Genomic DNA, 16,885 nt, shown 5'->3' on the forward strand with positions numbered 1-16,885 from the left:
CAAACGTTAACATGATGCTGCCAAGTTTGCTGTAGAAATAACATAAAAGCCTCCATAGGTAATGACTGTTGTCATTATCGGGGCTTGGGTTTAAATGGGAATAATGTCGAGAACTAAGCGCTTACAAAGCCGCTGAATCATTCAGCGGCTTTTATTATTCAAAAACGATCAATTACTTTTTCTTTTTGGCTTTCGCGTTTGGCAGGTCAGTAATTGTCCCTTCAAACACTTCTGCAGCAAGACCAACTGACTCATGCAACGTTGGGTGAGCGTGAATCGTGAGCGCGATATCTTCTGCATCACAACCCATTTCAATCGCTAAACCAATTTCACCAAGCAGTTCACCACCATTGGTACCGACAATCGCACCACCAATCACACGATGAGTCTCTTTATCAAAGATAAGCTTAGTCATACCGTCTGCACAATCAGAAGCAATAGCACGACCTGAGGCAGCCCATGGGAAAGTAGCGACTTCGTAGTTAAGACCTTCCGCTTTCGCTTCTTTCTCAGTCTTACCAACCCAAGCAACTTCTGGCTCGGTATACGCGATGGATGGAATCACTTTTGGATCAAAGTAGTGTTTCTTACCAGAGATCACTTCAGCAGCAACGTGACCTTCATGGACACCTTTGTGTGCCAACATTGGCTGACCGACAATGTCACCAATCGCAAAAATGTGCGGTACATTGGTACGCATTTGCTTATCGACATGGATAAAGCCACGCTCATCAACTTCAATGCCCGCTTTTTCAGCGTCCATCAGTTTACCATTTGGCACACGACCGATAGCAACTAAGACCGCATCATAACGTTCAGCTTCTGCTGGTGCTTTCTTACCTTCCATTGACACATAGATACCATCTTCTTTGGCTTCTACAGCGGTCACTTTGGTTTCGAGCATCAAGTTAAATTTGTTCTGAATGCGTTTGGTGTACACCTTCACAACATCTTTATCTGCCGCAGGAATCACTTGATCGAACATCTCAACAACGTCGATCTTAGAACCGAGAGAGTGGTAAACCGTTGCCATCTCAAGACCGATGATACCACCGCCCATAATAAGCAGTTTCCCTGGAACTTCTCTTAGCTCTAGTGCATCGGTTGAATCCCAAATGCGAGGATCTTCATGAGGAATAAACGGCAATTTAATTGGACGAGATCCGGCAGCTACGATCGCATTATCGAAGTTAACCAGTGTCTTACCTTCTTCACCATCGACTTCAAGCGTATTCGGACCGGTAAATTTACCAAAGCCATTCACCACGGTTACTTTACGCATCTTAGCCATACCGCCAAGACCGCCCGTTAGCTGGTTAATGACTTTTTCTTTCCATAAACGAACTTTATCAATATCAGTTTGTGGTTCACCGAATACAATGCCGTGATCAGCGAGCGCTTTCGCTTCTTCAATCACTTTAGCAACGTGGAGTAGCGCTTTTGATGGGATACAGCCGACATTCAAACAAACACCACCAAGGGTGCTATAACGTTCAACGAGTACGGTTTCAAGACCTAAATCCGCACAACGGAAAGCCGCGGAGTAACCGGCAGGACCTGCGCCCAGTACAACAACTTGGGCTTTAATTTCTTTGCTCATTTCGACCTCTTATAGTCAATATCCCTAACAGGCTGAGTGGAGGGTTCTATCTTGCTTGATAATAAAGAATTTAATCAAACATAATGGTTTAAAACGATTATTTTTCAGACCGCAACAGTTTACAGAGATGTTAATGGTGTGAAAAGTAAATCCATTTAGCCTGTGAGCTAGACGACAATTCGCTGAATAAAAAACACTATATCAGCCAATTACAAGATAATAGTTGAATCAAGGCGGCTGAAAAGCCGCCTTCACTCGCTAACTGCTTATAATACTAAACGACGAATATCGCTTAGGCAGCCATTCAAGTACGTAATAAAGCGTGCACCTTCTGCACCGTCGATCACTCGGTGATCGTAAGACAGTGACAATGGAAGCTGTAAGCGTGGAGCAAATTCTTTACCGTTCCACACTGGCTTAATTTCCGACTTAGATACACCAAGAATACCCACTTCTGGTGCATTGACGATCGGCGTAAATGCCGTACCACCAATACCACCTAGGCTAGAGATAGTAAAGCAGCCACCTTGCATATCAGCAGCGGTCAGTTTACCGGCACGCGCTTTTTTCGAGACTTCAGCCAGCTCAGCTGAAAGCTCGTAGATGCCTTTTTTATTAACATCTTTAAATACAGGTACCACTAGACCATTCGGTGTATCTACCGCAATACCCACGTTAACGTACTTCTTGAGAATCAAGCTTTCGCCATCTTCAGACAATGAAGAGTTAAATGCCGGGAAGGCTTCTAGCGCTTTAGCGACCGCTTTCATGATGAACACCAGTGGGGTGATCTTCATGCCAGTGTCTTTCTTCGCTTCGATGGCGTTTTGCTCTTTACGGAAATTCTCTAACTCAGTAATGTCCGCGTTATCCCATTGGGTAACGTGTGGGATCATTACCCAGTTACGGTGCAAGTTAGCACCAGAGATCTTCTTAATGCGAGAAAGTGGTTGAACTTCGGTTTCACCAAACTTGCTAAAGTCCACTTTTGGCCAAGGAAGCAGACCAAGTGCCGCGCCATCACCTTTACCAGAAGCGACCGCCGCTGATCCAGATTCAAGACGCTTTAGCGCTTCTTTAACGTAGTTTTGTACGTCTTCTTTTAAGATGCGGCTCTTACGACCAGATCCTTTCACTTTAGACAGGTTAACACCGAACTCACGAGCGAGACGACGAACCACTGGAGAGGCATGAGCGTATTCATGATTCTCTTGGAAATCAGCTGTCGTAGCAGCACTCGCTTGTGCTACTGGTGCAGCAGCGGCAGCGCTTGGTGCTGAAGCTTGTACAGGAGCAGCAACCGCCACTTGCGCAGGAGCTGCGCCAGCCACTTCAAACACCATGATCAGTGAGCCAGTAGAAACTTTGTCACCCGCAGCGACTTTAATCGCTTTCACTTTACCAGCAAAAGGTGCAGGAACTTCCATCGAGGCTTTATCGCCTTCAACGGTGATCAACGATTGCTCTTCTTCAACCATGTCGCCAACCGCAACCATGATTTCGGTCACTTCAACTTCATCGCCACCGATATCTGGCACTTGAACGTCTTTATCTGCTGCTACAGCCGGAGCTGCTGGAGCGCTAGCTTGAGCAACAGGCGCTGGAGCCGAAGTACCAGAACCAGCTACTTCAAAGACCATGATCAAAGAACCCGTGGTCACTTTGTCACCAGAGGCAATTTTGATTTCTTTCACTGTACCAGCGAAAGGCGCGGGTACTTCCATCGAGGCTTTATCGCCTTCAACGGTGATCAACGATTGCTCTTCTGTTACCACGTCGCCGATGGCAACCATGATTTCAGTCACCTCAACTTCATCGCCACCAATATCTGGCACTTGAACTTCTTTCAGTTCAGTAGCGGCAGGAGCCGCGGCCGCAGCAGCAACAGGAGCCTCAGCCACAGGAGCCGCTGCAGCGGCACCTTCAGCTTCAAACACCATGATCAAAGAGCCGGTCGTTACTTTGTCGCCGACAGTCACTTTGATCTCTTTAACAATACCTGCTTGAGATGCAGGAACTTCCATTGAGGCTTTATCACCTTCAACAGTGAGAAGCGATTGATCTTCTTCAACCTTGTCGCCAACGCTGACAAGAATCTCAGTAACTTCAACCTCATCGGCACCGATATCCGGTACATTAATTTCGATTGCCATTATTCTTTCCTACCTTCAATTAAGCGTATAGCGGGTTAGTTTTTTCGGTGTCGATATCAAATTTCTTGATAGCTTCAACCACTACCGATTTCTCAACTTCACCACGTTTGGCCAGTTCGCTTAGTGCTGCAACCACAACATAACCTGCATTCACTTCAAAGTGACGGCGAAGGTTTTCACGGCTGTCTGAACGACCAAAGCCATCTGTACCTAATACTTTATAAGACTCTGCTGGTACGTAAGCACGTACTTGCTCCGCATAGTTTTTCATGTAGTCAGTCGCAGCAATCGCAGGCTCTGTACCCATCACTTGTGCGATATAAGGTACTTTCGCTTCCGCTTCAGGATGAAGCATTGCATCACGCTCACACGCTTGACCATCACGAGCTAATTCGTTAAATGAAGTCACCGAGTAAACATCCGAAGCAACGCCATAATCATCACTCAGAATTTGCGCGGCTTTGCGCACTTCATTCATGATCGTGCCAGAGCTCATCAACTGAACTTTCGCTTTTGAACCTGTGTAGGTTTCTAGCTTGTAGATACCTTTACGGATGCCTTCTTCAGCGCCTTCAGGCATTGCTGGCATTGCGTAGTTTTCGTTCATTAGCGTCAAGTAGTAGAACACGTTCTCTTGGTCACCATACATACGACGAATACCGTCTTGAATGATCACCGCCACTTCATAAGCGAAGGTTGGGTCATAAGAGATACAGTTTGGTACTGTGCTCGCTAGGATGTGTGAGTGGCCATCTTCATGCTGTAGACCTTCACCATTTAGCGTAGTACGACCCGCCGTTGCGCCCAATAGGAAGCCACGAGCTTGTTGGTCGCCCGCCATCCATGCCATATCACCAACGCGTTGGAAACCAAACATCGAGTAGTAGATATAGAACGGGATCATCGGTAGATCGTTAGTGCTGTAAGAGGTCGCCGCTGATACCCATGACGACATTGCGCCTAGCTCGTTGATGCCTTCTTGCAATACCTGGCCTGACGTCGCTTCTTTGTAGTAAGAAACGATATCACGATCTTGTGGGGTGTAGTTCTGACCATGCGGGTTGTAAATACCGATTTGACGGAACAGACCTTCCATACCAAAGGTACGCGCTTCATCAGCAATGATCGGTACGATGTTTTTGGCAATATTCTTGTCTTTCAGAAGAATATTCAACGTACGTACAAACGCCATGGTCGAAGAGATATCACGCTTTTGCTCTTCAAGTAGCGGTTTGAATTCTTCTAACTCAGGAATAACTAAAGGCTGAGTAAAGTTAGGCAAACGCTGTGGGGTATAACCATGTAAGGCTTTACGACGCGCATGCAAGTACTCGTACTCTTTTGAACCTTCTTCAAGCGTTAAGTAAGGTAAATCGTTGATCGCTTCATCTGAGATAAGATCTTGTAAACCAAGACGATTACGCATCGCAAGAACATGAGTCATGTCCATTTTCTTGACTTGGTGCGCAATGTTTTTACCTTCCGCCGCTTCACCCATGCCATAACCTTTAACGGTTTTCGCTAGGATAACGGTTGGACGACCTTTAGTTTCTTGCGCATTCTTGAACGCTGCGAACAGTTTTGATGGCTCATGACCACCACGTTTCAGAGCAAAAATCTCATCATCAGTCATATCGGCAACCAGTGCCGCTGTTTCTGGGTATTTACCAAAGAAGTGTTCACGAACGTAAGCACCGTCTTTCGCTTTGAACGTTTGGTAATCGCCATCGATGGTTTCATTCATCAATTGCAGTAACTTACCAGAGGTGTCTTTCGCTAATAGTGCATCCCAGTTGTTACCCCAAATCACTTTAACCACATTCCAGCCAGCGCCTTTAAATAGGCCTTCTAGCTCTTGAATGATCTTGCCGTTACCCATCACTGGGCCATCAAGACGCTGCAAGTTACAGTTGATAAGGAAACATAGGTTATCCAGTTTTTCACGAGCAGCAAAAGAGATTGCGCCGCGTGATTCTGGCTCATCCATTTCACCATCGCCAAGGAAAGCGTAAACGCGTTGCTCAGAAGTATCTTTAAGACCACGACCATCTAGGTACTTAAGGAAACGAGCTTGATAAATAGAGGCGATTGGACCCAGACCCATAGATACGGTCGGGAATTGCCAGAATTCAGGCATCAATTTCGGGTGTGGGTAAGAAGGCAGACCTTTGCCATCGACTTCCTGACGGAAGTTGTCCAATTGTTCAGCAGTCAGGCGACCTTCAACGAAGGCACGCGCGTAGATTCCTGGAGAAATATGACCTTGATAATAAACGAGGTCACCACCATCTTTTTCGTTAGGAGCACGGAAGAAATGGTTGAAGCACGTTTCATAAAACGCGGCAGAAGACTGGAAAGAAGCCATATGGCCACCCAAATCAAGATCTTTCTTCGAAGCACGAAGAACAATCATGATCGCGTTCCAACGAATGATTGAACGAATACGTTTTTCAATCGTGGTGTCGCCAGGGTAAGCGGGCTCTTGGGCTGCAGGGATCGTATTGATGTAATTAGTGTTGATACCGGTTGGCATATCAACACCACCAAGACGAGCTTTTTCTAGAACTTCTTCTAGTAAAAATTGCGCACGCTCTACGCCTTCTTCACGTACAACGGATTCCAGGGCAGCTAGCCACTCCTGAGTTTCCAGTGCATCTACGTCATGCTTCATGTCAGACATGGCGATCTATCCTTCTGTTGGTTGGATTTATTTAGAACCGCAATGGACCGCTATTGCGGCTCATTACCCTGTTGGATGCGACGGAGAGAACGTTCACGTCGAGACTCTTCTCGGGTCAAATCCAACAATGTTTCTTCGATATAAGCTAAATGTGAGTGTGACATTTCTCGTGCTTTTTCTGGCTGACCAGAAACGATCGCATCCACGATATTAGCTCGGTGCTTAGTTACTTTCTCCTCCGCTTCGGGGCGGCGGCGTAATAATTTAAAATTTTGCAAAATATTTTGCTCAAGCAAAGGCGCAAGGCTACGAACGATATGCAGCAGCACCACATTATGAGTGGCTTCGGTAATCGCTATCAAAAAGGCCATGACCGTGCTGGCTTCTGCTTCGGTATCTTTCAAGTCTTGAACTTCGCTAATTCGCGCCAAACTGGTTTGAATACGAGCAAAATCTTCATCGGTACCACGCAAAGCGGCAAAATAAGCTGAAATACCTTCCAACGCATGGCGTGCTTCCAGTAAATCTAACTGTGTTTCCGAATGACTAGACAATAAATTTAGCAGAGGATCAGAGAAACTTTGCCAGATATGTTCACTGACAAAGGTTCCGCCACCTTGGCGACGCGTCAATAAACGTTTTGCTTCTAAACGCTGTATCGCTTCACGTATCGAAGGACGAGAAACCTCGAACTGTTTTGCCAGCTCTCGCTCCGGAGGGAGTTGCTGCCCTGGGGCTAATGTTCCTTCCACAATCAACCGTTCTAACTCTTGCTCTATCACATCAGAAAGTTTCGGCTGACGAATCCTTTGATAAGCCATAATTTATTGTTCTTCTACTGGTCATTTTTTGCAGGCAATTGGTAATACCAATTTCAAGTTGGGGTAGAAATTAACATAATTAAAACGCGAGTGTCCAGTCAAAAGTTGACCCAAATCATAGAACCAGCCAAGTTAAAACACTTTGATAACAACCGCGCATTAAAACAGCAATAGTATAGGTCAGACCAATTACAAATTAAGCCTAAGTCAATAACCTAATAAGGTCGTAGCGAAAAATAATAGCAATAGAGTGACCGGACTGAGTGTAGGTGAACTCAGTCCGGAATGAGAAGTTGGCGAGGATTATTTGGCTTCTAAGCAATCAATCAGTAACTGTAAAGACTGGTTGCCACGAAATTCGTTAATGTCGAGCTTATAAGCTAAGCGTACCGTTTTCACCGAAGCATCGGGCCAACGACGGAGATCAACATTAAAAGCAATACCATCGATCATGATATTGGTTGGATGACCTTTAAATAACGGTTCAAGCATTAATTTTAAGTGTTTTTCACCGACTAATTTTTGGTGGAGAACTTTAAACTCACCGTCAAACAGTGGATCAGGGAAGGCTTGTCCCCAAGGCCCTGCGGATCTTAATAACTCGGCGGTATGCATCGAGAACTCTTCTGGAGTTAACTCACCATCACTGAGTACGATCCCTTTTAAGCTGGCTTCATCTAACTGTAAAGCCACTTCATGCTCAAACAGCTGACGAAAACGCGGCAAGTTAGCTTCAGCAATGGTTAACCCTGCCGCCATCGCATGACCACCGAATTTGATAATGATCCCCGGATTCTGGGTATCAATTTTATCTAAGGTATCTCGCATGTGTAAGCTAGGGATCGAGCGACAAGAACCTTTAATTAATCCGTCGCCACCATCGGCAAAGGCAATCACGGGACGGTGGTATTTGTCTTTGACCCGGGAAGCTAAAATACCGATCACCCCTTGATGCCAATCTCGTTGAAATAACACTAACCCCTGTGGCAACGCGCTATTATCGGCAAACTGAAGACGCTCACAAAACGCCAACGCTTCTTGCTTCATCCCTTCTTCGATTTCTTTACGAGTTTGATTCAGGGCATCCAATTCGCTGGCCATACGCCGCGCGGCATGGATATTGTCGGTCAACAACAGTTCAACCCCAAACGACATATCATCCAACCGCCCTGCCGCGTTAATCCTTGGCCCGAGCGCAAAACCGAAATCGGCAGCCACTAGTTTTCGCGCATCGCGTTTGGCAATTTCAATTAAGGCTTGGATCCCCGGACGAGCCTTACCTGCGCGAATACGCTGTAAACCTTGATGGACTAAAATCCGATTATTGTCATCCAGCGGAACCACATCAGCTACGGTACCTAATGCCACTAAATCGATCAATTCCATGAGTTTAGGTTCAGGGATGCCGTGTTTAATAAACCATCCTGACTGACGCATATGCACGCACAGTGCCATCATTAAGTAAAACGCCACCCCTACTCCAGCAAGCGCTTTTGACGGAAACGCACATTGCTGTAGATTAGGATTCACCATGGCATCGACCTCAGGCAAGACTTGTCCGGGTAAATGGTGATCGGTGACTAAGACTTGCAAACCATGTTGCTTGGCATAACGTACCCCTTCGATGGAAGAGACGCCATTATCCACCGTCATGATCATCTCTGCGCCCATATGTAAGGCTTGATCAACCACTTCAGGACTGAGTCCATAGCCATCTTCAAAACGATTAGGGACTAAATAATCAACATTACGGCTACCCAGCATTCTCAGCGCTAATACCGACAACGCGCAACTCGTGGCCCCATCGGCATCAAAATCGCCGACAATAATGATCCGCTTTTGCTGCTCAATGGCATTCAATAGGAGTGACACGGCTAGTTCAATCCCATGCAGACTTTGATACGAATGCAAAGATTTAGCGCTTTTCTCTAATTGCTCAACACGGGTAATGCCTCGATTAAGATAAATACGTTTCAATAAATCGGGGATACTGTCAGGCAATAGGCTTAAATCGACTTCTGGTCTTCTGTGGATCTCGATCATAAAAATAATCAGGCTTGGACATGCCAAGCCTGTTTCCTCGTAATAAACAACGTCGTGAGATTAGCCTTGTTGAAGGCGTTGCAGTAATTGAGCTGCGGGTAAGTAGCCACCGATCATCTCACCGTTTGGTAAGAACATTGCTGGCGTACCTGAAATACCCAGCTCTTGACCTAATTGATAATGTTCAGCAATGGTCTGTTTACACTGAGCGATATTCCCTTGCGGGGTTAACGTTTTGCGCTCAATTTTCACCTCGTGCATCGCTTGCTTCGGATCGCTAGCACACCACATCGCCGCCATTTGCTCGGCAACAGGGCCGGCAACGCCTTGACGAGGAAACGCTAAATAACGGATGGTGATCCCCAAATCATTGTAATCTTTAATTTGGCTATGCAAACGAACACAATAACCGCAGGTCGTATCGGTAAACACACTAACGATATAACGCTCTTGAGGCGCTTTAAATTCAATTGTGCTCGATGCAATTTTTTGTAGTTTTTGTGCATTAATCGGCGCTTGGCGCTTGGCTAATACATCGACATAACTGCCGTCATCCTTCAATGCGTATAACGTTCCGGCAATAAAATGTTTACCGTCTGGTGAGGCATATAACACGCCACCGGGCGTTTGCACTTCGACCAACCCGCTGATCTCAGAAGGGACGATAGCCGTGACATCAATACCTAATGGGGCAAAACGTTGCTCAAACCCTGCTTTATCCAAACTTGGCGTTTGCTCTTTTGATTCCTGTGCATGGCATGCCATGGTGAAAAATGGTAAAGCAAAAAGCGTCAGACGGTGTAAAACCTTCATAAATAATCCTTTCTTTTAAGCCCTTGGATGGTGCTCGCTGTGTATTTGTTTGAGTCGCTCAGTCGCAACATGAGTATAAATTTGCGTGGTCGATAAGTCACTATGACCAAGCAGCATCTGTACCACGCGTAAATCGGCACCATAGTTGAGTAAATGAGTTGCAAAGGCATGACGTAAAACATGGGGAGACAGCTTTTCGACATCAATCCCAGCAATCACGGCATAATATTTAATCCGATGCCAAAAGGTCTGCCGCGTCATTTGTTGCGCACGTTTACTTGGGAAGACCACATCAGACGTATTCTCGCCCAGTAAATGTAAGCGCCCTTGAGCGATAAACGTTTCAATCCATTCAATGGCATTTTCACCCATCGGCACTAAACGCTCTTTACCGCCCTTACCAACTACCCGCACCACACCTTGACGTAAGCTGATGTTTTCCATGGTTAACGAAATCAGTTCAGTAACACGCAGTCCGGTCGCATACAATAACTCTAGCATGGCTTTATCACGCAACTCCAATGGATCATTAGGATCTGGCGCATTCAACAGCGCTTCGACTTGCTCTTCACTGAGATCTTTCGGTAAACGCTGTGGCAATTTAGGGCTCACCAATAAGGCACTCGGATCGTCACTACGCACTTTTTCACGATGCAAATACTGAAATAAACGACGTAACGCCGAGAGCATTCTTGCTCGTGAGGTTTGTTTATAATCTTGATCGGTTAGCCAGCTCTGATACTCCAACAACCCAGCCAAGCTGATGAAATCTAATCGGTAATCGTGTTGCTCCATCCAGAGCAATAATTTTGTGAGATCATTGCGATAAGACATCAGGGTATTTTCCGCTAATCCTCGCTCCATCCACATCGCATCTAAAAACTGCTCAACCAGTCCATGGTCGGCCGACAATTGCTTTGACACCGCTTCTTCTCATTATTTATTAGATTTAGACCTCAACTTAATACCACAAAATAGTCGCCACTCCTAGGTGGCATCTCTGGTCGAATTGGGTATAGAATTCGTCCATCGTTCTAAACCATGAATAAGATTCTATGAAAATTGGCCTATTTTACGGTTCTACCACCTGTTATACCGAAATGGCAGCGGAAAAAATGCGCGCCATTATTGGCGAAGAATTATTGACCCTCCATAATGTCAAGGAGACGCCACTAAGCAAAATGCGTGATTACGACCTGCTGATTTTAGGCATCTCAACTTGGGATTTTGGTGAAATCCAAGAAGATTGGAGTGCAATATGGGATCACATCGATGGCGTACCGCTAAACGACAAGTGCGTCGCATTGTTCGGCTTAGGCGATCAAGAAGGCTATGGCGAGTGGTATCTGGATGCGATGGGGATGCTGCACGACGAGATCCAGAAGAGCGGCGCTAAGCTTATTGGCTACTGGCCCAATCATGGTTACCATTTTGATGCCTCGAAAGCACTGACTGCCGATGGTGAATATTTTGTCGGTTTAGCACTCGATGAAGATTCACAATATGAACTCAGTGATGAGCGTATTGCCAACTGGGTAGAACAGATCCTCACTGAATATCAACAGCTCAATTAAAGCGATAGCTGCTGAAAAAAATAGCGCCAATCAAATACCAATCCTGGATCGGTTTTGCGTTGCGGAGCGATATATTGATGACCGGTGATCCGCTGCTGAGTGATTGCCGGATAACGCTGTTGCAAAGCCTTTGTTAAGCGTACCAATGATTGGTATTGCGCCGAAGTATAGGGCACATAATCACTGCCCTCTAACTCTATACCTATTGAATAATCATTACACCGCGCTTGACCCGCAAAGGATGATTGTCCAGCATGCCAAGCTCGCCCAGAAAAAGGTACAAACTGCACGACCTCGCCATCACGGCGAATTAAACAGTGCGCTGAGACCTGCATCGTCGCAATGGTGGCAAAAAATGGGTGTGCGCTCGGATCCAATTGACCGGTAAAAAACTGTTCAATATAAGGCCCTCCGAACTGCCCCGGCGGTAAACTGATGTTATGCACGACCAATAGAGAAATGGGTTGTTGCTGAGTGCGCTGATCAAAAAAAGGCGACGGAACATATCGAGCGACTTGATACCAGCCCTGTTGGTCAATCATCATTTTCACCTTATCCGTTACACAAAAACCGCGATTAATGGCTGAATTTCACAGCGAGTCAGCGTATGATTCTGACTCCATTCGATAGCATACTAGATTAGATTCGCGATGAAAAATACCCATAACAGCCAACAACGCCTTGCCTACCTTAAACAACAGCTTCCCTTGGATATTACGCGTGCGGTACGTGATGCACTAGAAGAAGATCTTGGTGGTAGTGTCGATCCAACGGCAGATATTACCGCCAGCCTGATCCCTGCCGATGCCCATAATGTGGCGACGATCATTACTCGCGAATCGGGCGTATTTTGTGGCCAAGCTTGGGCTGATGAGGTTTTTCGACAACTTGGGGGTGAAGTAGCGATAGATTGGCATGTGCAAGATGGTGACTCGCTCGAACCCAATCAAGTATTGTGCACGCTAAGCGGCCCTGCGCGTGCACTCTTGACCGGTGAACGTAACGCGATGAATTTTATCCAAACCTTATCTGGCTGCGCTACCGTTACCGCCCAATACGTCAAGCAACTGGAAGGCACCTCGTGTCGTCTATTGGATACCCGCAAAACGCTACCGGGACTACGTAATGCCTTAAAATACGCCGTCACTTGTGGCGGTGGCTTTAACCATCGTATCGGTGTATTTGATGCTTACCTGATCAAAGAGAATCATATTATTGCTTGCGGTGGGATCACCCCCGCGATCACGACTGCAAAAGCGCTTAATCCGGGCAAACCGGTTGAAGTGGAAACCGAAAACTTAGCCGAGCTCGAAGAAGCGATTCACGCCGGGGCTGATATTGTTATGCTCGATAATTTTAGCTTAGAGATGATGCGTGAAGCCGTGCGTATCAACGCAGGACGGGCTGCTCTGGAAAACTCAGGCAATGTCACCTTAGCGACCATTCGCGAATACGCGCAAACGGGGGTAGATTATATTTCGGTAGGGGCATTAACCAAGCATATTCAAGCGTTGGATCTCTCCATGCGCCTAAAAGGCTAAAGGTTCATCGGGTTTTATCCCCCTGAAGCATCGCCTCAGCCTATCATCGAATTGATATCAAACCACCATTGCCTCTTTATCACTCCCGATAAACACCAATTGCCACACTGTTTATCGGGATATCTTTAACTGACTCGCAGAATTTCAGCAACGACATTTCAACGCGGATGTAAAAATTGTCACCTGACTCGAAGCACATTTGTGTGACGGTTTTATTAATATAACCAGACACCTATCCTAATTCGGTCTCAACGACTGACCATACCCAAGGATAACTCTGTTATGAATACTCACTATACTAAACAACAAGGCTTTACTCTCATTGAACTGATGATCGTCGTGGCGATCATTGGCGTGCTAGCGGCAGTCGCTGTACCTGCTTATAAAGATTATGTCACCAAATCTCAAGCATCCTCTGCTATTGCCACATTGAAAGCACTACAAACCCCGGCTGAACTGCATATTCAAGAGTATGGCTCATTAACTGCTCTCGGTGATTTAGGCACTTCGGAAAAAGCGAATGGATTAGGCACATTATCAATTGGAGAAGATAAAGAAAGCATCGTCTTTACCTTCGATAAGGGTGTATTGGATACCAAGAAAATTACTTTAGAAAGAGATAAGGACACTGGCTGGACATGTAAGGCTGATAAAGAGATAACAGATTTCGACATAAAATCTTGTAACACAACAAAATCATAATTTATCAATAACTTATGCTCACCAATCTCATCGCGATTTTGCGTCAGGCGCAACTACTTAGCCTGACCCAAGAAAAAGCGCTGGTCGAACATATCCAAGCTTCTGGCGCTAGCGCGCCGGAAGCTTTGTTGGATTTGGCGATCTTCGATAGCCAAGAGCTGAGCGAACACATCAGTCAGCTGTTCGCACTGCCGATCCAAAACCTCAGCGATTATGCCTACCCAGAGCTGTGCCAACAGCTCGGATTACGTGAGTTAATCATGCGCTACCAAGCGCTACCGATTGAGAATAATGGCTTGGTACTCACCTTAGCCATGGCCGACCCGACTCATCTGCAAGCAGAAGAAGAATTTCGCTTTGCCACCGGACTCGCGATTGAAGTGGTGTTGGCAGACTATAAAGTACTACAAGGGGCTATTCGCCGCTTATACGGACGCTCATTAGCTGGACATTCTGCGCAAGGCAAAGAGATCAGCCAAGACGAGCTAGCCAGCTTAGTCGATATTTCTGATGATGAGCAGCAACAAGTCGAGGATCTTAGCCAAGATGACTCTCCAGTTAGCCGATTTATTAACCAAATTTTGCTTGATGCGGTGCGTAAAGGTGCGTCCGATATTCACTTTGAACCTTACGAGTCCCTTTATCGAGTTCGCTTACGCTGTGATGGTATTTTGGTGCAAACCCAACAACCCGCCAGCCATTTAGGCCGCCGGCTAGCGGCGCGAATTAAAATTTTAGCGAAACTGGATATCGCCGAGCGGCGCTTGCCACAAGACGGGCGAATTAAACTGCGCCTCAATGCCACCACCGCGATTGATATGCGCGTTTCCACCTTACCCACCTTATGGGGAGAAAAAATTGTCCTCCGTTTACTCGATAGCAGCGCCGCCAGTTTAGATATTGACAAATTAGGCTACAACGAGATGCAAAAACAGCTCTATCTCAATGCTCTCAAACAGCCACAAGGGATGATTTTGATGACTGGCCCAACCGGCAGCGGCAAAACCGTTTCCCTTTATACTGGGCTGAGTTTATTAAATCGTGAGCAGGTGAATATTTCTACCGCCGAAGATCCCGTCGAAATCAATCTCCCCGGCATCAATCAGGTACAAGTGCAACCGAAAATCGGTTTTGGCTTTGCTAAAGCGCTGCGTTCTTTTTTACGCCAAGATCCGGACATTGTCATGGTCGGTGAAATCCGTGATGTCGAAACCGCTGAAATTGCCATTAAAGCTGCTCAAACCGGGCATTTAGTGCTCTCTACGTTACACACTAACTCAGCAGCAGAGACCGTGATTCGCCTGACTAATATGGGCATTGAACCTTTTAATCTCGCTTCTTCATTAAGCTTAATCATCGCTCAGCGCTTAGCACGCCGTTTATGTCCGAACTGTAAAGTCGCCAAACAACCAAACGTAACGGAACAACAGCAGTTTGACTTATCAGCCGATGACATTCTCTACGCGGCGGATCCGAACGGTTGCAGTGAATGCACCAAAGGCTACAGTGGCCGAGTCGGCATTTATGAAGTGATGGCTTTTAATAGCCAATTAGCTGAAGCGATCATGCAGCGCGCTTCGATTACTCATATCGAAGCCATTGCTAAAGCTAATGGTATGCAAACTTTACAAGAATCTGGAATAGAAAAACTCCAACAGGGGATCACCAGCATTGACGAGCTGCAGCGTGTTCTTTACTTCTAATCGATTGGATTTCTCGCTATGACGCTATCTAAAGCACAAGAACTGAAAAATTATCGCTGGAAAGGCATCAATAGCTCTGGCAAAAAAGTGTCAGGGCAATTTTTAGCGATCAGCGAATTGGAAGTGCGCGATAAACTCAAAGATCAACATGTGCAAATTCAAAAGATCAAAAAAAGCAGCCTCTCTTTGATCACTCGTCTCACTCATCGCGCCACAAACAAAGAGATTACCCTGCTGACTCGCCAACTCTCGACCATGCTCGCGACGGGGGTCCCCATTGTTCAAGCCTTAAAGTTAGTCGCTGATAGTCATCAAAAAGCAGAAATGAAATCGATCATCACTCAAATAAGTAAAGGCGTAGCAGCAGGGACGCCGATCTCAAAAGCAATGCGTACCGCCAGTAGCCTGTTTGACCCTCTTTACGTTGATTTGGTACAAACGGGTGAACAATCGGGTAACTTGGCGGAAGTTTTTGAGCGCCTTGCCACCTATCGAGAGAAAACCGAACAACTGCGCGCCAAAGTGATCAAAGCGTTAATCTATCCAGCGATGGTGATGTCGGTTGCGCTTGGCGTCTCTTACTTAATGCTCACCATGATTATTCCTGAATTTGAGCTTATGTTTCAAGGTTTTGGTGCCGAGTTACCTTGGTTTACTCAACAAGTACTTAAACTGTCGCATCTGGTTCAAGCCTACAGCTTAGTCTTTGTACTGCTCTGCATTTCCATCGTATTCGGTTTTAAACTTATCCGTAAAAAATCGTTCCAATTCCGTTTAAAAACCAGCCGCTTAGCACTCACTATACCCATTGTTGGTGGCATACTCTGCAAAGCGTCGATCGCCAAATTTAGCCGAACCCTCGCCACCAGCTTTGCGGCTGGGATCCCGATTCTTGATAGCCTAAAAACGACCGCGAAAACCGCAGGTAATCTTCATTTTGAAACGGCTATTCAACAAGTCTACCGAGATACTGCGGCAGGCATGCCAATGTATATCGCAATGCGCAATACCGGCGCTTTCCCAGAATTGGTTCTACAAATGGTTATGATTGGCGAGGAGTCTGGTAAGCTCGATGACATGCTGAATAAAGTAGCAACGATTTATGAATTCGACGTTGATAACACCGTAGATAATTTAGGTAAAATCCTCGAGCCCCTAATTATTGTCTTTCTTGGTACAGTGGTTGGTGGACTGGTCGTGGCAATGTATTTACCTATCTTTAACTTAATGAGTGTATTGGGGTAGTATACTCACT

At 46.1% G+C, this 16,885-nt stretch carries 13 protein-coding genes; 5 read left to right on the forward strand and 8 right to left on the reverse strand.

What is annotated here, in order from left to right:
- Window positions 1-172 precede the first annotated feature (172 nt).
- From lpdA to xerD, 7 genes are all read right to left on the reverse strand, one after another.
- On the reverse strand, window positions 173-1,600 hold the full coding sequence (gene lpdA / locus FKN93_RS09345; RefSeq protein WP_004394244.1) for a dihydrolipoyl dehydrogenase: 1,428 nt from the start codon (window positions 1,598-1,600) through the stop codon (window positions 173-175).
- A gap of 266 nt (window positions 1,601-1,866) precedes the next feature.
- Window positions 1,867-3,753: a pyruvate dehydrogenase complex dihydrolipoyllysine-residue acetyltransferase gene (gene aceF, locus FKN93_RS09350; protein WP_158144694.1), complete on the reverse strand. Its 1,887-nt coding sequence runs from the start codon at window positions 3,751-3,753 to the stop codon at window positions 1,867-1,869.
- A gap of 19 nt (window positions 3,754-3,772) precedes the next feature.
- Window positions 3,773-6,433, reverse strand: coding sequence for a pyruvate dehydrogenase (acetyl-transferring), homodimeric type (aceE, locus tag FKN93_RS09355; protein ID WP_161426634.1), 2,661 nt, complete (start codon window positions 6,431-6,433; stop codon window positions 3,773-3,775).
- Between the two features lie 50 nt (window positions 6,434-6,483).
- Window positions 6,484-7,254 carry a pyruvate dehydrogenase complex transcriptional repressor PdhR gene (gene pdhR / locus FKN93_RS09360; RefSeq protein ID WP_004394247.1) on the reverse strand — a complete coding sequence of 257 codons (771 nt, stop codon included), beginning with the start codon at window positions 7,252-7,254 and terminating at the stop codon, window positions 6,484-6,486.
- A gap of 303 nt (window positions 7,255-7,557) precedes the next feature.
- Window positions 7,558-9,297, reverse strand: coding sequence for a single-stranded-DNA-specific exonuclease RecJ (gene recJ, locus FKN93_RS09365; protein WP_158139070.1), 1,740 nt, complete (start codon window positions 9,295-9,297; stop codon window positions 7,558-7,560).
- A gap of 60 nt (window positions 9,298-9,357) precedes the next feature.
- A complete protein-coding gene (locus FKN93_RS09370; RefSeq protein WP_170904981.1) occupies window positions 9,358-10,110 on the reverse strand; it encodes a thioredoxin fold domain-containing protein in 753 nt (250 codons plus the stop codon).
- A gap of 15 nt (window positions 10,111-10,125) precedes the next feature.
- Window positions 10,126-11,034 carry a site-specific tyrosine recombinase XerD gene (gene xerD / locus FKN93_RS09375; RefSeq protein ID WP_154170166.1) on the reverse strand — a complete coding sequence of 303 codons (909 nt, stop codon included), beginning with the start codon at window positions 11,032-11,034 and terminating at the stop codon, window positions 10,126-10,128.
- Window positions 11,035-11,165: 131 nt separating this feature from the next.
- Between xerD and fldB the strand changes: the two genes are divergently transcribed.
- Window positions 11,166-11,684, forward strand: a complete 519-nt coding sequence (fldB, locus tag FKN93_RS09380; RefSeq protein ID WP_154170164.1) for a flavodoxin FldB — start codon at window positions 11,166-11,168, stop codon at window positions 11,682-11,684.
- Here fldB and ampD read toward each other — a convergent pair.
- Window positions 11,681-12,226: a 1,6-anhydro-N-acetylmuramyl-L-alanine amidase AmpD gene (gene ampD, locus FKN93_RS09385; protein WP_170904982.1), complete on the reverse strand. Its 546-nt coding sequence runs from the start codon at window positions 12,224-12,226 to the stop codon at window positions 11,681-11,683. The two genes, fldB and ampD, sit on opposite strands and share 4 nt — an antisense overlap.
- 108 nt (window positions 12,227-12,334) lie before the next feature.
- Here ampD and nadC point away from each other — a divergent pair, with 108 nt between their 5' ends.
- The 4 genes from nadC (at window position 12,335) to FKN93_RS09405 (ending at window position 16,875) form a co-directional block, all read left to right on the forward strand.
- A complete protein-coding gene (gene nadC / locus FKN93_RS09390) occupies window positions 12,335-13,225 on the forward strand; it encodes a carboxylating nicotinate-nucleotide diphosphorylase (RefSeq protein WP_170904983.1) in 891 nt (296 codons plus the stop codon).
- Window positions 13,226-13,507: 282 nt separating this feature from the next.
- Complete coding sequence (locus tag FKN93_RS09395; RefSeq protein ID WP_170904984.1) at window positions 13,508-13,927, forward strand: pilin; 420 nt, start codon at window positions 13,508-13,510, stop codon at window positions 13,925-13,927.
- 14 nt (window positions 13,928-13,941) lie between these two features.
- On the forward strand, window positions 13,942-15,630 hold the full coding sequence (pilB, locus tag FKN93_RS09400; protein WP_170904985.1) for a type IV-A pilus assembly ATPase PilB: 1,689 nt from the start codon (window positions 13,942-13,944) through the stop codon (window positions 15,628-15,630).
- 18 nt (window positions 15,631-15,648) lie between these two features.
- Window positions 15,649-16,875: a type II secretion system F family protein gene (locus tag FKN93_RS09405; protein WP_170904986.1), complete on the forward strand. Its 1,227-nt coding sequence runs from the start codon at window positions 15,649-15,651 to the stop codon at window positions 16,873-16,875.
- The last annotated feature ends 10 nt before the right edge of the window (window positions 16,876-16,885 follow it).

It is taken from the genome of Vibrio sp. A8-1 (assembly GCF_013048685.1).
Lineage (GTDB): Bacteria > Pseudomonadota > Gammaproteobacteria > Enterobacterales > Vibrionaceae > Vibrio > Vibrio metschnikovii.